We start from the raw sequence: 15,967 nt of genomic DNA, 5'->3' as shown, positions 1-15,967 counted from the left end.
CAGGCCGTCCGGGCCTGTCGCTGCAAGCGCGGCCAGAGCAGTTTCCGGGTCATCAGGCGATTCCGCCTGATTGGAAAATGCGCTAGATCTGGCGCTTCTCAAGCTTGCGCGCGAGGGTGCGGCGATGGAGACCCAAACGGCGCGCCGCCTCGGAAATGTTGAACTCGCACTCGACCAGGGTGCGGTGGATATATTCCCACTCCAGCGTCTTGATCGAACTCTTGCGTCCGTCCACCGGCACGCTGGCATCGCCCTCGCCGCTGGTGAAGGCCGCTTCGATATCATCGGTGTTCGAAGGCTTGGCGAGGTAGTGCGAGGCGCCCAGCTTGATCGCCTCCACCGCCGTCGCGATCGACGCATAGCCGGTCAGCACGACGATCCGCGTCTCCGGCGAGCGGGCATGGAGCGACTGCACCACCGCGAGACCCGACGAGGCGGCCAGCTTGAGATCGACCACCGCATATTCGAAGGCTTCGCCCCGGCTGAGCGCTTCGGCTTCGTCGGGGCTGGAAGCGGAACTGACGCGGTAGCCGCGCCGCTCGAACGAGCGGCGCAGAGTACGCGCAAAAGTCGGATCGTCCTCGACGATCAACAGGCTGGCGCCGTCCGGATCGATCACTGCTGCTTCTGTCATACCGTCCCGCCTGCTACGCCCCGACCGTGTCGTCGCCCTTTCTGGGCTCGTAGGCCAGTGTAGCAAGGGGAATCGCAAGTTGCACCCTTGCGCCGCCATCGGCCAGATTATCGACCGCGACTTTGCCGCCGAGCTTGCGGATCACGTTGACGACCAGGAACAGGCCCAGCCCGCCGCCGTCGCGCCCCTTGGTCGAGGCATAGGGCTGGCCGACGCGCGGCAGCATGTCCGCCGCGAAGCCCGGGCCGCGGTCGCTGACGGTGAGAACGAGCCGGCCGTGCTCCGACCCGTGCTCGACCGAAGCCTCGATGACGACCAGATCGGGAGAGACCTCCACGGCATTGTCGATCACATTGCCGATCACCTGCCGCAGGCCCGGATCGGAGACGATCGAACGGTCCTCGGCGATGCGGTCGATGAAGCGCAGTTCGCCGGGCATGCGGGCGCGCCATTCCTCCAGGATCTCTCCCAGGAAGCCGCGCAAGGTCGTCACCGCCGGATCGACGCCGCGCATTTCACCCGCCGACATCAGGATGCCGCTGACGATGTTCTTGCAACGCGCGAGTTCGCGGCGCACGTCGGCAAGGTCGGCGGCCATATCAGGGTCGTCGGCAATTCCCGGCTGGCGCGCCCAGTCACCGAGGATCACCGAGATCGACGACAGCGGCGTGCCCAATTCATGCGCCGCGCCCGAGGCGAGCAGGCCCATGCGGATGATATGGTCCTCCTCGATCGCCTGCTGGCGCAGCGCCGCGAGCTTGGCGTCGCTCTCGCGCCGGGTGAAGTCGAGCCGGGCGACGAAGACGATCAGCAGCACCGCCGCCAGCACGAAGCAGAACAGGCTGCCGTAGATGTAGAGTTCGAAGGGATGCTGCGCATAGCGCGCGGGCAGTTGCAGCGGAACGTAGAAATAGGTCAGCAGCAACATGCAGAGGCAGGCGTTGATCGCGACCAGCGAACTCCAGCGCAGATCCAGGATCACCGCCGCGATCACGATCTGGAGCAGGAACAGGAAGGTGAAAGGGTTCGTCGCCCCCCCACTGTGGTAGAGCTGCCAGCAGAGCGCGATCACATCGACCATCAGCGCTGAAAACAGCTCGCCCTGGGTGAAGTCCCGCCGCCGCAGCACGACGCTGGCGGAGGCGAGGTTGACGACGATCAGCAGCAGCGGCGCCAGCAACAGCGGCGCCAGTTCGAGCTTCACCCCCAGCCCCTGCGACACGATGACGATGGTCGCAAGCTGGCCGAACACCGCCGTCCAGCGCAGCTGAGTGAGCAGAATCACATTGGCGCGGCTCGCCGAGCCGCGGGGCAGGCCCGGCGGCGCGAACAGCGCGATCAGGCGTTCCATCGCCCGCGCCGCCAGACGAAGACCAGCGCCGCGCCCGCCATCGCCGCCATCGCGAACCAGGTCAGCGCATAGCTGAGGTGGCTGTCGGGGAAGTGGACCTGGGTAAGACCGGGAACCGGGCGCAGCCCCTCCACCGGAGCGGCCTGCTCGACCTGCACGTCGACGAAGGCCGGAGCGACCGCACCGATGCCACGCACCGTGGCCAGCGCCTTGACGTCGCGCGAGTACCAGCGATCAGCACCGGGCTGGTTCGACTGGAGAATGCTGCCGCCCGGCTCGGTCGGACGCAGCAGGCCGGTCACTTCGATATGCCCGGGCGGGGTTGTGGCCGCGGCCTTGTCGCGCGTGGTTCCGGCGGGGACGAAACCGCGGTTGATCCAGACCTGCCGTCCTTCGGCGGTCCGGATCGGCGTCATCGTCCAGTAGCCGGTGCCGAGTTCGGTCGCCGCGCGAACGAGAGCGGTCGCCCTGCCCTCGTAAGTGCCGGCGATCTTCACCCGCAGGTAGTCGAGATCGCGCGCGCCTGCTCCGGTCAGGCGGGCATCCTCCGGCACCGCGACCGGCGCGGCATGGACACGCGCCTCGACACGGGCGATCAGCGCGTGTTTCCAGTGCATCCGCTGCACCTGCCAGACGCCCAGCGCCACGAAGGCCATGAGCGCCACCAGCAGAAACGCGGCGAGCCCCCAGGGCCGCCGCGCTTCCGTTTGATCCGTTTCTGTCCGCATTGCTTCGGTCAGTTTCGTCTCTTGTTCTCGACCTCGGTCAGGGCAGCTGGCCCATGTCGTGGGTCGTCATCGGCATCATGTTGTGGTTCAGGTGGTACATCACCCAAAGCGAACCGGAAAGCGTGATCACCAGAACGACGATCGTGAAGATCAGCGCCATGACGGTCCAGCCGTTCTCCGACTTCGTGTTCATGTGCAGGAAGTAGATCATGTGAACCACGATCTGCACGGCCGCGAAGGCCATGATGACCAGAGCCGTCGTCGACTTGTCGGCGATTGCGCCGGTCATCACCAGCCAGAACGGAATGGCGGTGAGGATGACCGAGAGGATGAAGCCGATCACATAGTCGCGGAGCGAACCGTGGCTGCCGTGATCGTCACCGTGATGGTTGGGGTGGACGTGCTCGCTCATCACAGCATTCCCATGAGATAGACAAAGGTGAAGACGCCGATCCAGATGACGTCGAGGAAGTGCCAGAACAGCGACAGGCACATCAGGCGACGCTTGTTCGCCGGGATCAGGCCCTTCTTGCCGATCTGGACGACCAGCGTGAACAGCCAGATCAGGCCGAACGTGACGTGGAGGCCGTGGGTGCCCACCAGCGAGAAGAACGCGGTGAGGAAGCCCGAGCGCATCGGCGTCGCGCCTTCGTGGATCAGGTGGCTGAACTCATAGAGTTCGATGAAGAGGAAGGCGCCGCCGAACACGGCGGTGACCAGCAGCCAGAGCTGCGTGGCGCCCTTGCTGTTCTTCTCCATGGCCAGCATCGCGAAGCCGTAGGTGATCGACGAGAACAGCAGCATCGCCGTGTTCAGCGCCACCAGCGGCAGGTCGAACAGGTCCCGCGGACCCGGGCCTGCCGCGAAGCTGCCGCCGAGCACCCCGTAGGCGGCGAACAGCATCGCGAAGATGAGGCAGTCGCTCATCAGGTACATCCAGAAGCCCAGCATGGTGCTGCCGCCTTCGGGATGATCGTGCTCGTCCAGGTCGTAGAACGCGGCCTGGAGCTGAGGCTGGGTCAGGGTCTTGGTCATTTCAGCAGTGGCAGTCATCGATCAGGCTCCTGCCGCTGCAAGCTGGCGCGTACGCTCGGCCTCGGTCGCTTCGACCGTCTCGACCGGGATGTGGTAGTCGCGCTTGTAGTTGAAGGTGTGGAAGATGGCATAGCCGAGGATTCCCGCGAACGAGACGGCTGCCAGCCACCAGATGTACCAGATCATCGCGAAGCCGAGGGCCACCGACAGACCGGCCAGGATGATGCCCGTTCCGGTGCCCTTGGGCATGTGGATCGGACGGTAGCCGGAGGTCGGACGCTCCACGCCGCAGCGCTTCATGTCGTCCCAGGCGTCGATGTCGTGGACGATCGGGGTGAAGGCGAAGTTGTACTCCGGCGGCGGCGACGAGGTCGACCATTCCAGGGTACGGCCATTCCACGGATCGCCGGTCTCGTCCTTCAGTTCCTCGCGCTTCCAGATCGACACGGCGAACTGGACGAGCATGGCACCGATACCGCCCGCGATCATCAGCGCGCCGAAGGCGGCGACGATGAAGAAGGGCTGGAGCGACGGATCGTCGAACACGCGCATGCGGCGGGTAACGCCCATCAGGCCGAGGATGTAGAGCGGCATGAAGGCGAACCAGAAGCCCGGGACCCAGAGCCAGAAGCTGACCTTGCCCCAGAATTCGTTGAGCTTGAAGCCGAAGGCCTTGGGCCACCAGAAGTTGATCGCCGCGAAGATGCCGAACAGCACGCCGCCGATGATGACGTTGTGGAAGTGGGCGATCAGGAACAGCGAGTTATGCAGCACGAAGTCGGCAGGCGGCACTGCGAGCAGCACGCCGGTCATGCCGCCGATGGTGAAGGTCAGCATGAAGGCGACCGTCCACATCATGGGCAGTTCGAAGCGGATGCGGCCACGATACATCGTGAACAGCCAGTTGAAGAGCTTCGCGCCGGTCGGGATCGAGATCACCATCGTGGTGATGCCGAAGAACGAGTTGACGCTCGCGCCCGAACCCATGGTGAAGAAGTGGTGCAGCCAGACGAGGTACGAGAGGATGGTGATGACCAGCGTCGCGTAGACCATCGACGAGTAGCCGAACAGGCGCTTGCCGCTGAAGGTCGAGGTGACTTCCGAGAAGACGCCGAAGAGCGGCAGGATGAGGATGTAGACCTCGGGGTGACCCCAGATCCAGATCAGGTTCACGTACATCATCGGCGAGCCGCCGAAGTCGTTGGTGAAGAAGTTGAAGCCGAGATAGCGGTCCATCGTCAGCATCGTCATCACCGCCGTCAGCACCGGGAAGGCAGCGACGATCAGGATGTTGGTGCAGAGCGAGGTCCAGGTGAAGATCGGCATGCGCATCATGGTCATGCCCGGCGCGCGCATCTTGACGATGGTCGCGATCAGGTTGACGCCCGAGAGCAATGTGCCGACACCGGCGATCTGCAAGGCCCAGATATAGTAGTCGACGCCGACCCACGGGCTGTACGCGATGTTGGACAGCGGCGGATAGGCCAGCCAGCCGGTCTGCGCGAACTCACCGACGAACAGCGAGGCCATGACCAGCACCGCGCCCGCCGTCGTCATCCAGAAGCTGAAGTTGTTCAGGAACGGGAAGGAGACGTCGCGCGCGCCGATCTGCAGCGGCACGATGTAGTTCATCAGGCCGGTGACGAAGGGCATCGCCACGAAGAAGATCATGATCACGCCGTGGGCGGTGAAGATCTGGTCGTAGTGGTGGGCGTTGAGGTAGCCCTCGTTGCCGTTGAAGGCGATCGACTGCTGGATACGCATCATCACCGCGTCGGCGAAGCCGCGCAGGAACATGATGAGACCCAGGATCATGTACATGATCCCGATCTTCTTGTGGTCCACGCTGGTGAACCACTCCTTCCAGAGATAGCCCCAGAGCTTGAAATAGGTCAGCCCGGCCACGACCGCCGCGCCGCCGAGGGCGACGACGACGAACGTGGCAAGCACGATCGGTTCCTGTGGCATGGCGTCCCACCACAGGCGGCCCAGTAACGGGCTCCAGTGAGAATGGTCTACAGCTTCCATTGTTCTGTCAGTTCCGGGAAATCTGGGAGGAGTGCGCGGCGTCGTTGATGGCGACCGGCTCGGCCTTCGGCTCGGAGAGAGCCTGCTCGTCCTTGCCGAACAGCGGCAGGGACTGCGGCGCCTTCAGGCCGGCGCCGATCAGCGAGCGCAGGTTCTCGGGCGCCTTGACCGTGTGGTCGGGGGCGCTGCCGGGCATCTGGCGGCAGAGGGCGCGAACCCAGGCCAGCTCGCGCTGGACGGCGGCGTTCGGATTGGCGGTGGCGCGGGCGGCAGCTTCGCGGCCGTGCTTGTCGTAAGCCAGCATCTCGACGTTGCGGATGCCGGCCTTGCCGAGACCGCCGCGCGCGTCGAGCGCCATCATTTCGCTCATGCACATCTTGCCCGGCTCGACGCACATGTCGACGATGGCGCCGTAAAGATCGGGCGAAACGGCGGCGTAGCGGATGACCGGAACCTTCTCGCTCGGCTTTTCGAGCTGGAGGTAGGCGGTGCGGTCAAGCGTGCCGCCGGTCTTGTTCGCCTTCACTTCGGCGGTCCACTTGGCGAAGTCCGCATCGGAAACCGCGCGCGTGGCGAAGCGCATGTTGGAGAAGCCCGCGCCCGAATAGTTGGCCGAGAAGCCGATGGTGTCGATCGGCTTGTTGAACACGGCGTGCAGGCGCGTTTCCATGCCCGGCATCGCGTAGATCTGGCCGGCCATGGCGGGCACGTAGAAGGAGTTCATCACGCTCGACGAGGTGATCTTGAACGAGAGCGGACGGCCGGTCGGCACGACCAGTTCGTTGACGGTGGCCACGCCCTGTTCCGGATAGATGAAGAGCCACTTCCAGTCGAGTGCGACGACTTCGACTTCCAGCGGCTTGGCATTGACGGCGACCGGGGTTTCGTGATCGATGCGGCCGAGCGTGCGGTACGGGTCGAGCAGGTGGGTGGTGACCCAGGTCAGCGCACCGAGGCAGATGATGATCAGCAGCGGTGCGGTCCAGATCAGCAGTTCGAGCTGGGTCGAGTGATCCCAGTCCGGCTGATAGTTGGCCTCCTTGTTCGACGCGCGGTAACGCCACGCGAAAAGAACCGTCGCGGCCATGACCGGCACGATGATGAGGAGCATCAGCAGCGTGGAGATGACGACAAGGTCACCCTGCTGACGCGCGACATCCCCGGCGGGGTCGAGCACGACGGTGTTGCAAGCGGAAAGCGCGCCAGTCAGGGACAAGGCGGCAAGGACTTTGGCGAGCGCGGTCAGCTGCCGCGGCTTCGGTCTGGACTCGGGTGGGCGCATGGGTGGAGCGCCTAAGCCCATGCCGCGAGTGCGAACATAGGACATTTTGTCCAATCCCCTTGAAGCCGGACAATGACGATACGCCCCCTCATGTAGCCGGGCGTCTCGCGCGCCCGCCTTGATTCGTCCACGCACGGCAGGCTGTATCCAGGACCGGCCGCACGCGGACCCGAAACGAAGGCCGCAGAATCGAAATGACCAGCACTCCCCAATCCGGCGAAGCCTTGGGCCAGTCCCGCGAAGCCTTGGGCTTGCCGACTTTCAAGGAGCACCATCAGCCCTCGCCCGGCGAGATCGCGATCGGTGTCATCATCGGGCGAACCTCGGAGTTCTTCGACTTCTTCGTCTATGCCATCGCCTCGGTGCTGGTGTTCCCGAAGCTGTTCTTCCCGTTCGTGGACGCCCTGACCGGCACGATCTATTCCTTCGCGGTCTTCGCGCTGGCCTTCGTGGCCCGCCCGATCGGCAGCCTCGTCTTCATGGCGCTCGACCGTGCCTATGGCCGCGGCACCAAGCTGACGATCGCACTGTTCATGCTCGGCGGCTCGACCGCGGCGATCGCCTTCCTGCCTTCCTATGCGACGGCCGGCAGCACCGCGATCACCCTGCTCTGCCTGTTCCGCCTCGGCCAGGGCTTTGCCCTCGGCGGCACCTGGGACGGCCTGGCCTCGCTGCTCGCGCTGAACGCGCCCGAGAACAAGCGCGGCTGGTATGCGATGATCCCGCAGCTCGGCGCCCCGTTCGGCCTGATCGTGGCCTCGACGCTGTTCGCGTTCATGATCGCCGCCCTGCCCGCGGAAGACTTCCTCGACTGGGGCTGGCGCTATCCGTTCTTCGTGGCTTTCGCGATCAACGTCGTCGCGCTCTTCGCGCGCCTGCGCATCGTCGTCACCGAGGAGTTCGAGAACCTCTTCGCCAGCCGCGATCTTCAGCCCGTCAGCGTCGGCGCGACCCTGCGCACCGAGTGGAAGACCATCGTGCTGGGCGCCTTCGCCCCGCTCGCCAGCTTCGCGCTGTTCCACATGGTCACCGTGTTCCCGCTCTCGTGGGTGTTTCTCTTCACCCCCGATTCGCCGATCGGCTTCTTGCTGATCGAAGCCTTGGCCGCCGCCTTCGGCGTCGTCGCGGTGATCGCCTCGGGCCGCATCGCCGACAAGTTCGGACGCCGTAACCTGCTCGGCACCTGCGCCGTCGCCATCGCCGTGTTCTCGGGCTTCGCACCGCAGCTTCTCGACGCCGGCCCGGTGGGCGAGATCGCCTTCATGATCATCGGCTTCGTGCTGCTCGGCCTCGCCTTCGGCCAGTCCTCGGGCGTCGTCGCCTCGGAATTCTCCAGCGAGCACCGCTACACCGGCTCGGCGCTCACCAGCGACCTTTCCTGGCTGGTCGGCGCGGCCTTCGCCCCGCTGGCGGCCCTGCTGCTGGCCACCAACGGCGGCCTGATCGCCTCGGGCGGCTACCTGCTCTCCGGCGCGATCGCCACCCTGGCGGCACTCTGGCTGAACAAGGGTCTCGCCAGCCGCAACTGACCGGCGGACCAAACAGAAATCAGGAAGGGGCGCTTCGGCGCCCCTTTTTTGTTCTGCGACAGATATCGGAATTTTCTGCGAATCGCGCCTTTCCAGAACCTTGACCGAATTTTGGGCGAGTGTTCAAATAACGCCATGCCGTAGTTTACCGAAAATGAACCCATTTCATTTGACAATCGACACCCTCCCCCAGCACCCTCCAGCGCAACAAAAGCAAAGAAAACCTGGAGGGAGAGTTTATGCGTGCGTTCAAGCGGCTGTTGCTGTGTTCGGCGGGGCTGTCGGGTATCTGCGGTCCGGGATCGGTTGCCTTGGCGCAGGAACAGCCCGATGCCGTTTCGGCGAACGAGACCAACGTCATCATTGTCCAGGCCCGCCGCCGTGACGAAGACGTGCAGGACGTTCCCGCCGTCATCGACACCGTCACTGCGGACGAGATCGGCAAGCTCAACTTGCGCGACTTCAAGGAAGTCTCGACGCTCGCACCGGGTCTTCAGCTCGATACCAACGCCAACGGCATCGGCGGCAACGCCAAGATGCGCGGCGTCAACTTCGACGTGAACGCCAGCGGCAACAACCCCACCGTCGAATTCTACATGAACGACGCGCCGATCACCGCCGGCGTCGTGCTCCAGCAGATGTACGACATCGGCCAGATCGAAGTGCAGCGCGGTCCCCAGGGCACCCTGCGCGGCCGCGCCTCGCCATCAGGCTCGATCACCGTCACCACCAAGAAGCCCGACCTCTATTCCTGGGGCGGCGCGATCGACATGACCGCCAACGACATCGGCACGCAGAACGTCAAGGGCGCGCTGAACATCCCGGTTATCGAGGGCATTGCGGCTATCCGCGCCGCCGGCGTCTGGGACGAGAACGAGGTGGACCGCGTCCGCTCGATCTACAAGAACCGCGATCCCTGGTCGCGCACCAAGAGCGGCCGCATTTCCGCTCTCGTCACGCCGACCGACTGGCTCCGCTTCGAAGGCACGTACCAGCGCCTTGACCGCGACCAGCGCAGCTACGACCAGATCGCCTCGTTCTCGGAAGTGAATCCCGACGCCGCGCCGAGCCCGGTCTACATTTCCTCGAAGGATCGCCTTTCGAACTACGAGAGCCCGCGCCACATCCGCCAGGTCTTCGATGTCTACAACTGGCGGGCGGAAGCCAGCGGCTGGGGCCAGCGCCTGATCTATCAGGGCCAGTACTATACCCAGAAGATCCATTCGACCGAGAACTTCGACAAGGGCAATGCCTTCGCGGGCGACGTCAACCAGACCACCGACACGCGCTCAACCTCGAAGTCGCATGAAATCCGCCTGCAGAACGAGGAACGCCTGTTCGATATGGTCGACTATGTCGTCGGCTTCTTCGACAGCCGCAACCGGCCGCATACCGACCTCACCAATCCGACCATCGTCGCCCTGCCCACGGCCTTCGGCGGCGGGATCGCGCAGATCGTGCAGACGCCGATCACCAGCCAGGGGCGCACCCACGAGCAGTCGATCTTCGGCAACCTGACCGTCCATATCGGCCCTTCCACCGAGATCTCGGGCGGCGCCCGCCACATCGACTACAAGGACGAGAGCCAGTTGTTCGTCAACGGCACCGCGATAACGAACAATGCCCAGACGGCGAAGAAATGGATCTACAGCGGCTCCATCAAGCACAACTTCACGCCGGACCTGATGATCTATGCGGCGACGGGCAGCTCCTGGCGTCCGGGCATCAACGTCGTGGGTGACTTCAACATCACGCCTTCGGCGCTGGAAAACTCGTTCCTGCACCTGCCGGCCGAAACCTCGAAATCCTATGAGATCGGCCTCAAGTCCACGCTGATGGACGGCCGGATGCGCTTCAACCTCACCGGCTATCACCAGAAGTTCAAGAACTATCCCTACCGCGTGCCGGGTTCGGGCGTGTTCTATGTGAACACCGTCGCCCTGCGCAATGCGAGCGGCGCGGTGACCGGGCTGGCGCAGCAGGTCAATAACTTCAACTTCGCCGGTGCCGTCCCGGTCGAGGTCAACGGTGTGGAAGGCGACGTTTCCTTCGACATCACCCCGAACTGGAGCCTGAACGCCTCGGCCAGCTACTCGCTGGGCAAGATCAAGGGCGGCACCGTGCCCTGCAACGACCTCAACGGTGACGGCATCCCGGATGCGACGACGACGGCACCGTCGCTCGCCGAACTCCAGGCCGCCGTCGGCGCGAACAATATCGCCGCCTGCAACGTCTCGCAGCGGGCCTCGTTCATGGCGCCCTTCTCTGCCACGGTGCAGAGCGAATACTCGTTCCCGGTGTTCGACAAGACCAATGCCTATCTGCGCGGCCTGCTCACCTATACCGGCAAGTCCCAGGGCGACCCCGGCAATGCCTGGGACGATGTGGGCGGCTATGCGCTGGTCAACCTCTTCGCTGGGCTGCGCTCGGACGACGGGGCCTGGGAAATCGGACTCTATGCCAAGAACGTGTTCGAGACCACGAAGACGCTCACCCGCACCAACCCGCTGTTCACCGCCTATCAGCAGCTTGGTTTCGCCGGGCAGTTCGATCCGGCCACCGGCCGTCCGGTGTTCACCGGACCGACCGCCGCCACTTCGACGAGCACCTATACCGGCGTGACGACCACCGCCCCGCGCGAGTTCGGCATCAACATCCGCTACGCTTTCGGCTCGCGCTGATCGCATTCGGCGGATGCAAGAAAGGGGCGGCAAGGTCTGACCTTGCCGCCCCTTCTCGTTTTTGCGTCCTGCCGGTCAGGTCTGCTGCCAGCTTCCGCCGAGCGCCCGGAACAGGTCCACTTGCGCGAAGGCCACGGCCCGGGTGGCCGCCGCATAGTCGGCCTCGGACTGGGCCAGCGTCCGCTGGGCGTCGAGCACGTCGAGCGAATCGATCTGCCCCCTGCTCTCGCGCGCCAGGCTGACATTGGCTGCCCGCTCCGCCGCATCGCGCGCCGAGGCCAGACGCTCCTTGCGCAGCAGCGCATTGCGATAGGCCGAAAGCGCCGTCTCGGTCTCTTCCAGCGCGCGCAGCACGGTGCCGTCGAACGTCGCGAGGTCGGCCTTGGCATCGGCCTTGGCGCCACCGATGCGCGCGCGGATCGCTTCCTGATTGGGGAAGGCCCAGGAAATCATCGGTCCGAGCAGCCAGCGCAGCGGTCCGCCGCCGAGGATATCGGTAGCGCCGACCGCCGTCGTGCCGATCGAGCCGCCCAGCGTGATCTTCGGATAGAGATCCGCCGTCGCCACGCCGACGCGGGCCGTGTCCGCAGCGAGACGGCGTTCGGCCGCCTTCACGTCGGGACGGCGCGCCAGCAGGGTGGCGCCGTCGCCGACCGGGATCGGCTTGCTGACGTCGGGCGTCGTCGTGCGGGTGCGCGCCGCCTCAGGCAGGTCCTGCGGCGTGCGGCCGGTCAGCGTCGCGAGACGGAACAGCGCTGCGTCGCGGGCTGCCTGAAGGCTGGGAATGGCCGCCGCCTGCTGCTCGCGAAGCTGGGTCACGCGAATCACGTCGAGCTTCTGGTTGAGGCCGCGTTCGAAACGGGCATTGGTGATCCGCGCCGAACGGTCGAGCAGGTCCACCGTGCGCTGGGCGACGCCGAGCTGGTCGGCGGCGCTGGTGGCATCGACATAGGCCCGCACGGTGTCTGCCACGACCGTCACCCGCACCGCGTCGGCATCCTCCTGCGCGGCGGCAAGATCGGCGCGCGAGGCCTCAACCCCGCGCGAGACGCGGCCGAACAGATCGAGTTCGTAGCTGACCGCCAGCTGTCCGTCGACGCGGCGCCCTTCCCGGTCGAAACCTGGAAGAACCTGCGCCTCGGAAACCCGGCCGTACGTGCCGGTGGCGCTGATGTCGGTCTGCGGCAGGCGGTCCGAACGCGAACCGCGCAGGCTGGCGCGCGCCTTCTCGATCCGCGCCACGGCCACCCGCACATCGGTATTGGCCGCCAGCGCGTCGGCGACGAGGCCGTCGAGCACCGGGTCGCTGTAAAGCCGCCACCAGCTGTCGTCGGGTGCAGCGGCGGTGACTTCGGCAGTCTGGACGCCCACGAAGGGCGCCCCGGCCTGGACCGGCGGCGTCGGCGCGACATAGTCGGGTCCGACGGCGCAGGCCGAGAGGGCGGTCGCGGTGAGAAGTCCCGCGACCATGTTCTTGATATTCATGGACATCATCCGTCCTTTCATTCCGCCGGGACCACCGCGTGGCTCTCGTGGTGCGGCGCTGCCGGTTTCCGGCGAAGCGCCGCCGCGAGCTTGCGGCAGACGACGTAGAAGGTGGGCGTGAACAGCAGGCCGAAGCCGGTAACGCCGGTCATGCCGAAGAACACCGCCGTACCCAGCGCCTGGCGAAGCTCGGCGCCTGCTCCCGTTGCCACGACCAGCGGCACCGCGCCGAGGATGAAGGCGAACGAGGTCATCAGGATCGGGCGCAGGCGGGTGCGGGCCGCATAGACGGCTGCTTCCACCGGCGAGTAGCCCCGCTCCTCTTCGGCCTGCTTGGCGAACTCGACCACGAGGATCGCGTTCTTGGCAGCCAGCGCGATCAGCACGACGAGGCCGATCTGGGTGAGGATGTTGTTGTCCATCCCCCGGAGGTTCACGCCGACCATCGCCGCGAAGAGGCACATCGGCACGATCAGGATGATCGACAGCGGCAGGGTCAGGCTCTCGTACTGCGCGGCGAGCACGAGGAAGACGAACAGCACCGCCATGCCGAACACGATTCCGGCGGTATTGCCCGCATGGGCCTGCTGGTAGGCGATGCCGGTCCATTCGGTGTCGTAACCGGTGGGCAGGGTTTCGCCCGCGATCTTCTCCATCGTCGCCAGCGACTGGCCCGAGGAGTAGCCCTTGCCGTAGCTGCCGTCGATTTCGACCGCCGGGTGCAGGTTGTAGCGCACCACGCGGTAGGGTCCGGTCTCGTCCTTGAAGGTCGCGACCGAGCCGACCGGAACCATCGCGCCCGAATCCGAGCGGGTCTGGAGGTTGGCGATGTCCGCCGTCGATCCGCGATGCTCGGCATCGGCCTGCGCGGTGACGCGATAAGTGCGTCCCAACAGGTTGAAATCGTTGATGTAGGACGATCCGAGATAGACCTGCATCGCCTCGAAGACCTTGGCGGGGGAAACGCCCAGCATGTCGGCCTTGCGGCGATCGACATCGGCATAGACGCGCGGCGTGTTCATCGTGAACAGGGTATAGACCTGGCTCAGTTCGGGGGCCTGGTTGGCCTTGGCGATCAGCGCGCCGGCGGCCTTCTGAAGCTCGGTCAGACCGCGACCTTCCTTGTCCTCCACGACCATGCGGTAGCCGCCCGGGGGGACGATGCCGTTGATGGTCGGCGGCGGAATCAGCAGGACCTGCGCCTTGTCGTAGCCCTGCATCGCGGCCTGTGCCTGGGCCATGATCCCTTCATAGGTCACGCCGAGTTGCTTGCGCTCCTCGAAGCTCTTGAACGGGAAGTAGATGGCGGCGGCGTCCGGCGCGGCGGTCTGCGAAGGACCGTGGAAGCCGGCGAACATCACCGCGCCGCGCAGGCCCTTCACCGGCAGGATGCGCTTGGCGACTTCCTGCGTCACTTCGTCCGTGCGGTTGAGCGAGGAGCCCGGCGGCAGGAAGATCGCGGCGAGGAAGTAGCCTTGGTCCTGGTTGGGGATGAAGCCCGCGGGCGTCGCCCAGAACATGCCGATGGTAGCGGCGATGAGTCCGGCATACGTCGCCATCATCTTCACCGGGCGTTTCACCAGGGTCAGCGTGAGGCGGGCATAACCGTCGCTCATGCGGTCGAAACCGCGGTTGAACTTGTCCGCCGCGCCTTGCAGCGCCCGCTTCCAGCGCGGGGCATTGGCGGGAAGGCCGTGCTTTTCCTTCAGCAGCATCGCCGCAAGCGCCGGGGACAGCGTGAGCGAGAGCAACAGCGAGATCGCCGTGGCCGTGGTGATGGTCACCGCGAACTGCTTGTAGAACTGGCCCGACATGCCGGTGATGAACAGCGTCGGCACGAAGACCGCGCAGAGCACCAGCACGATGGCGATCAGGGCGCCGGTCACTTCGTCCATCGAACGGCGGGCTGCCTCCAGCGGAGACATGCCCTCCTCGATGTAGCGTTCCACGTTCTCGACCACGACGATGGCGTCGTCGACGACGATGCCGATGGCAAGCACCAGCCCGAACAGCGAGAGGTTGTTGAGCGAGTAGCCGACCGCCGCCAGCATGATCGCGGTGCCGACCAGCGACACGGGGATCGCGATGATCGGAATCACCGCCGCGCGCCAGTTCTGGAGGAAGACGAGAATGACGAGGACGACGAGAATCACCGCCTCGAACAGGGTGTGGTACACCGCGTCGATCGACTGGCCGATGAACTCGGTGGGGTTGTAGATGACGGAGTATTCCAGGCCCTTGGGGAAGTGCGTGGCAACGTCATCCATCTCGGCGCGCACGGCCTTGGCGGCATCGAGCGCGTTCGAGCCCGGGCGCTGGAGCACGGCGATCACGACCGTGGGCTTGCCCGAGAGATAGGTGTTGGTGGTGTAGTCCTGCGCGCCCAGTTCGACACGCGCCACGTCGCGCACGCGGACCTGGCGGCCTTCGGCATCGGTGCGCACGACGATATCGCCGAACTGCTCCGGCGTGGTCAGGCGGCCCTGCATCTCGACGCCGACCTGGTACGCGTTGCCGCGATCGTAAGGCGGCGCGCCGATCGCACCCGAGGAGACCTGCACGTTCTGGGCCTTGAGCGCGGCAACGATCTCGCCCGCCGTCAGGTTCATGGCGGCAGCCTTGGTGGGATCGATCCAGATGCGCATGCCGTAGTCGCGCGAGCCGAACAGCTGCACGTCGCCCACGCCGTTCAGGCGCGAGAGGCGGTCCTTGACCTGCGTGAGGGCGTAGTTCGACAGGTAGTCGCGGTTGAACGTGCCGTCCGGTGACTGCAGGTTCACGACCATCAGGAACTCGGGCGAAGTCTTGCGCGTCACCACGCCCATCGCGCGCACGGCGTCGGGAAGACGCGGTTCGGCAATGGCGACGCGGTTCTGCACGAGAACCTGCGCGGCATCGAGGTCCGTGCCGATCTTGAAGGTGACGGTGATCGTCACCTTGCCGTCGCCGGTGGACTGCGAGGACATGTAGAGCATGTCGTCGACGCCGTTGATTTCCTGCTCGATCGGAGCGGCCACGGTGTCGGCGACGGTTTCGGCGGAAGCGCCGGGATATTGGGCGGTCACCGTCACCGTCGGGGGGACGATGTCGGGATATTGGCTGACCGGCAAGCCGAAGAACGCAAGCGCGCCCACCACGGTGATAAGCACCGCGATGACGCCTGCGAAGATCGGCCGGTCGATGAAGAACCGGGAAAATCGCATGGGAATAGGCC

Annotated in this window: 11 protein-coding genes; 2 read left to right on the top strand and 9 right to left on the bottom strand. The window is 65.3% G+C overall.

From position 1 onward, the window contains the following. Positions 1–82: 82 nt before the first annotated feature. From V7066_RS04960 to cyoA, 7 genes are read right to left on the bottom strand one after another with little or no spacing between them, the layout of a single operon-like run. Positions 83–634, bottom strand: a complete 552-nt coding sequence (locus tag V7066_RS04960) for a response regulator transcription factor (protein ID WP_334182138.1) — start codon at positions 632–634, stop codon at positions 83–85. A gap of 13 nt (positions 635–647) precedes the next feature. Further along, positions 648–1,985 (bottom strand): ATP-binding protein, encoded by a 1,338-nt coding sequence (locus V7066_RS04955; RefSeq protein WP_334182137.1) that lies wholly within the window; start codon positions 1,983–1,985, stop codon positions 648–650. Continuing rightward, positions 1,973–2,713: an SURF1 family protein gene (locus tag V7066_RS04950; RefSeq protein WP_334182136.1), complete on the bottom strand. Its 741-nt coding sequence runs from the start codon at positions 2,711–2,713 to the stop codon at positions 1,973–1,975. The genes V7066_RS04955 and V7066_RS04950 overlap by 13 nt, the downstream gene beginning before the upstream one ends. Positions 2,714–2,750: 37 nt before the next feature. After that, entirely contained in the window at positions 2,751–3,125 is a 375-nt protein-coding gene (gene cyoD, locus V7066_RS04945; RefSeq protein ID WP_334182135.1) for a cytochrome o ubiquinol oxidase subunit IV, read from the bottom strand. Next, complete coding sequence (gene cyoC, locus V7066_RS04940; RefSeq protein WP_442947304.1) at positions 3,125–3,766, bottom strand: cytochrome o ubiquinol oxidase subunit III; 642 nt, start codon at positions 3,764–3,766, stop codon at positions 3,125–3,127. The genes cyoD and cyoC overlap by 1 nt, the downstream gene beginning before the upstream one ends. 3 nt (positions 3,767–3,769) lie before the next feature. Beyond that, the gene (gene cyoB, locus V7066_RS04935) at positions 3,770–5,776 is read right to left on the bottom strand and encodes a cytochrome o ubiquinol oxidase subunit I (protein WP_334182134.1); all 2,007 of its coding nucleotides are present in this window, start codon (positions 5,774–5,776) and stop codon (positions 3,770–3,772) included. A 7-nt stretch (positions 5,777–5,783) separates the two neighbouring features. Further along, complete coding sequence (gene cyoA / locus V7066_RS04930; protein WP_334182133.1) at positions 5,784–7,058, bottom strand: ubiquinol oxidase subunit II; 1,275 nt, start codon at positions 7,056–7,058, stop codon at positions 5,784–5,786. A gap of 194 nt (positions 7,059–7,252) precedes the next feature. On the opposite strand from cyoA, the gene V7066_RS04925 reads away from it, so the two are divergent. Together V7066_RS04925 and V7066_RS04920 are read left to right on the top strand one after the other, a co-directional pair. Continuing rightward, positions 7,253–8,587, top strand: coding sequence for an MFS transporter (locus V7066_RS04925; protein WP_334182132.1), 1,335 nt, complete (start codon positions 7,253–7,255; stop codon positions 8,585–8,587). A 239-nt stretch (positions 8,588–8,826) separates the two neighbouring features. Beyond that, a complete protein-coding gene (locus V7066_RS04920) occupies positions 8,827–11,268 on the top strand; it encodes a TonB-dependent receptor (protein WP_334182131.1) in 2,442 nt (813 codons plus the stop codon). A gap of 75 nt (positions 11,269–11,343) precedes the next feature. Here the strand turns inward: V7066_RS04920 and V7066_RS04915 are convergent, their stop codons facing one another. Both V7066_RS04915 and V7066_RS04910 read right to left on the bottom strand, forming a co-directional pair. Then, positions 11,344–12,753, bottom strand: a complete 1,410-nt coding sequence (locus V7066_RS04915) for an efflux transporter outer membrane subunit (protein ID WP_334182130.1) — start codon at positions 12,751–12,753, stop codon at positions 11,344–11,346. Positions 12,754–12,770: 17 nt separating this feature from the next. Then, positions 12,771–15,956 (bottom strand): efflux RND transporter permease subunit, encoded by a 3,186-nt coding sequence (locus V7066_RS04910; RefSeq protein ID WP_334182129.1) that lies wholly within the window; start codon positions 15,954–15,956, stop codon positions 12,771–12,773. Between the last annotated feature and the right edge of the window lie 11 nt (positions 15,957–15,967).

The organism is Novosphingobium sp. (assembly GCF_036820275.1).
In the GTDB taxonomy this organism is placed as follows: Bacteria; Pseudomonadota; Alphaproteobacteria; order Sphingomonadales; family Sphingomonadaceae; genus Novosphingobium.
Note: the sequence above shows the minus strand (reverse complement) of the source record. Positions and strands in the feature narration are given on the sequence as shown.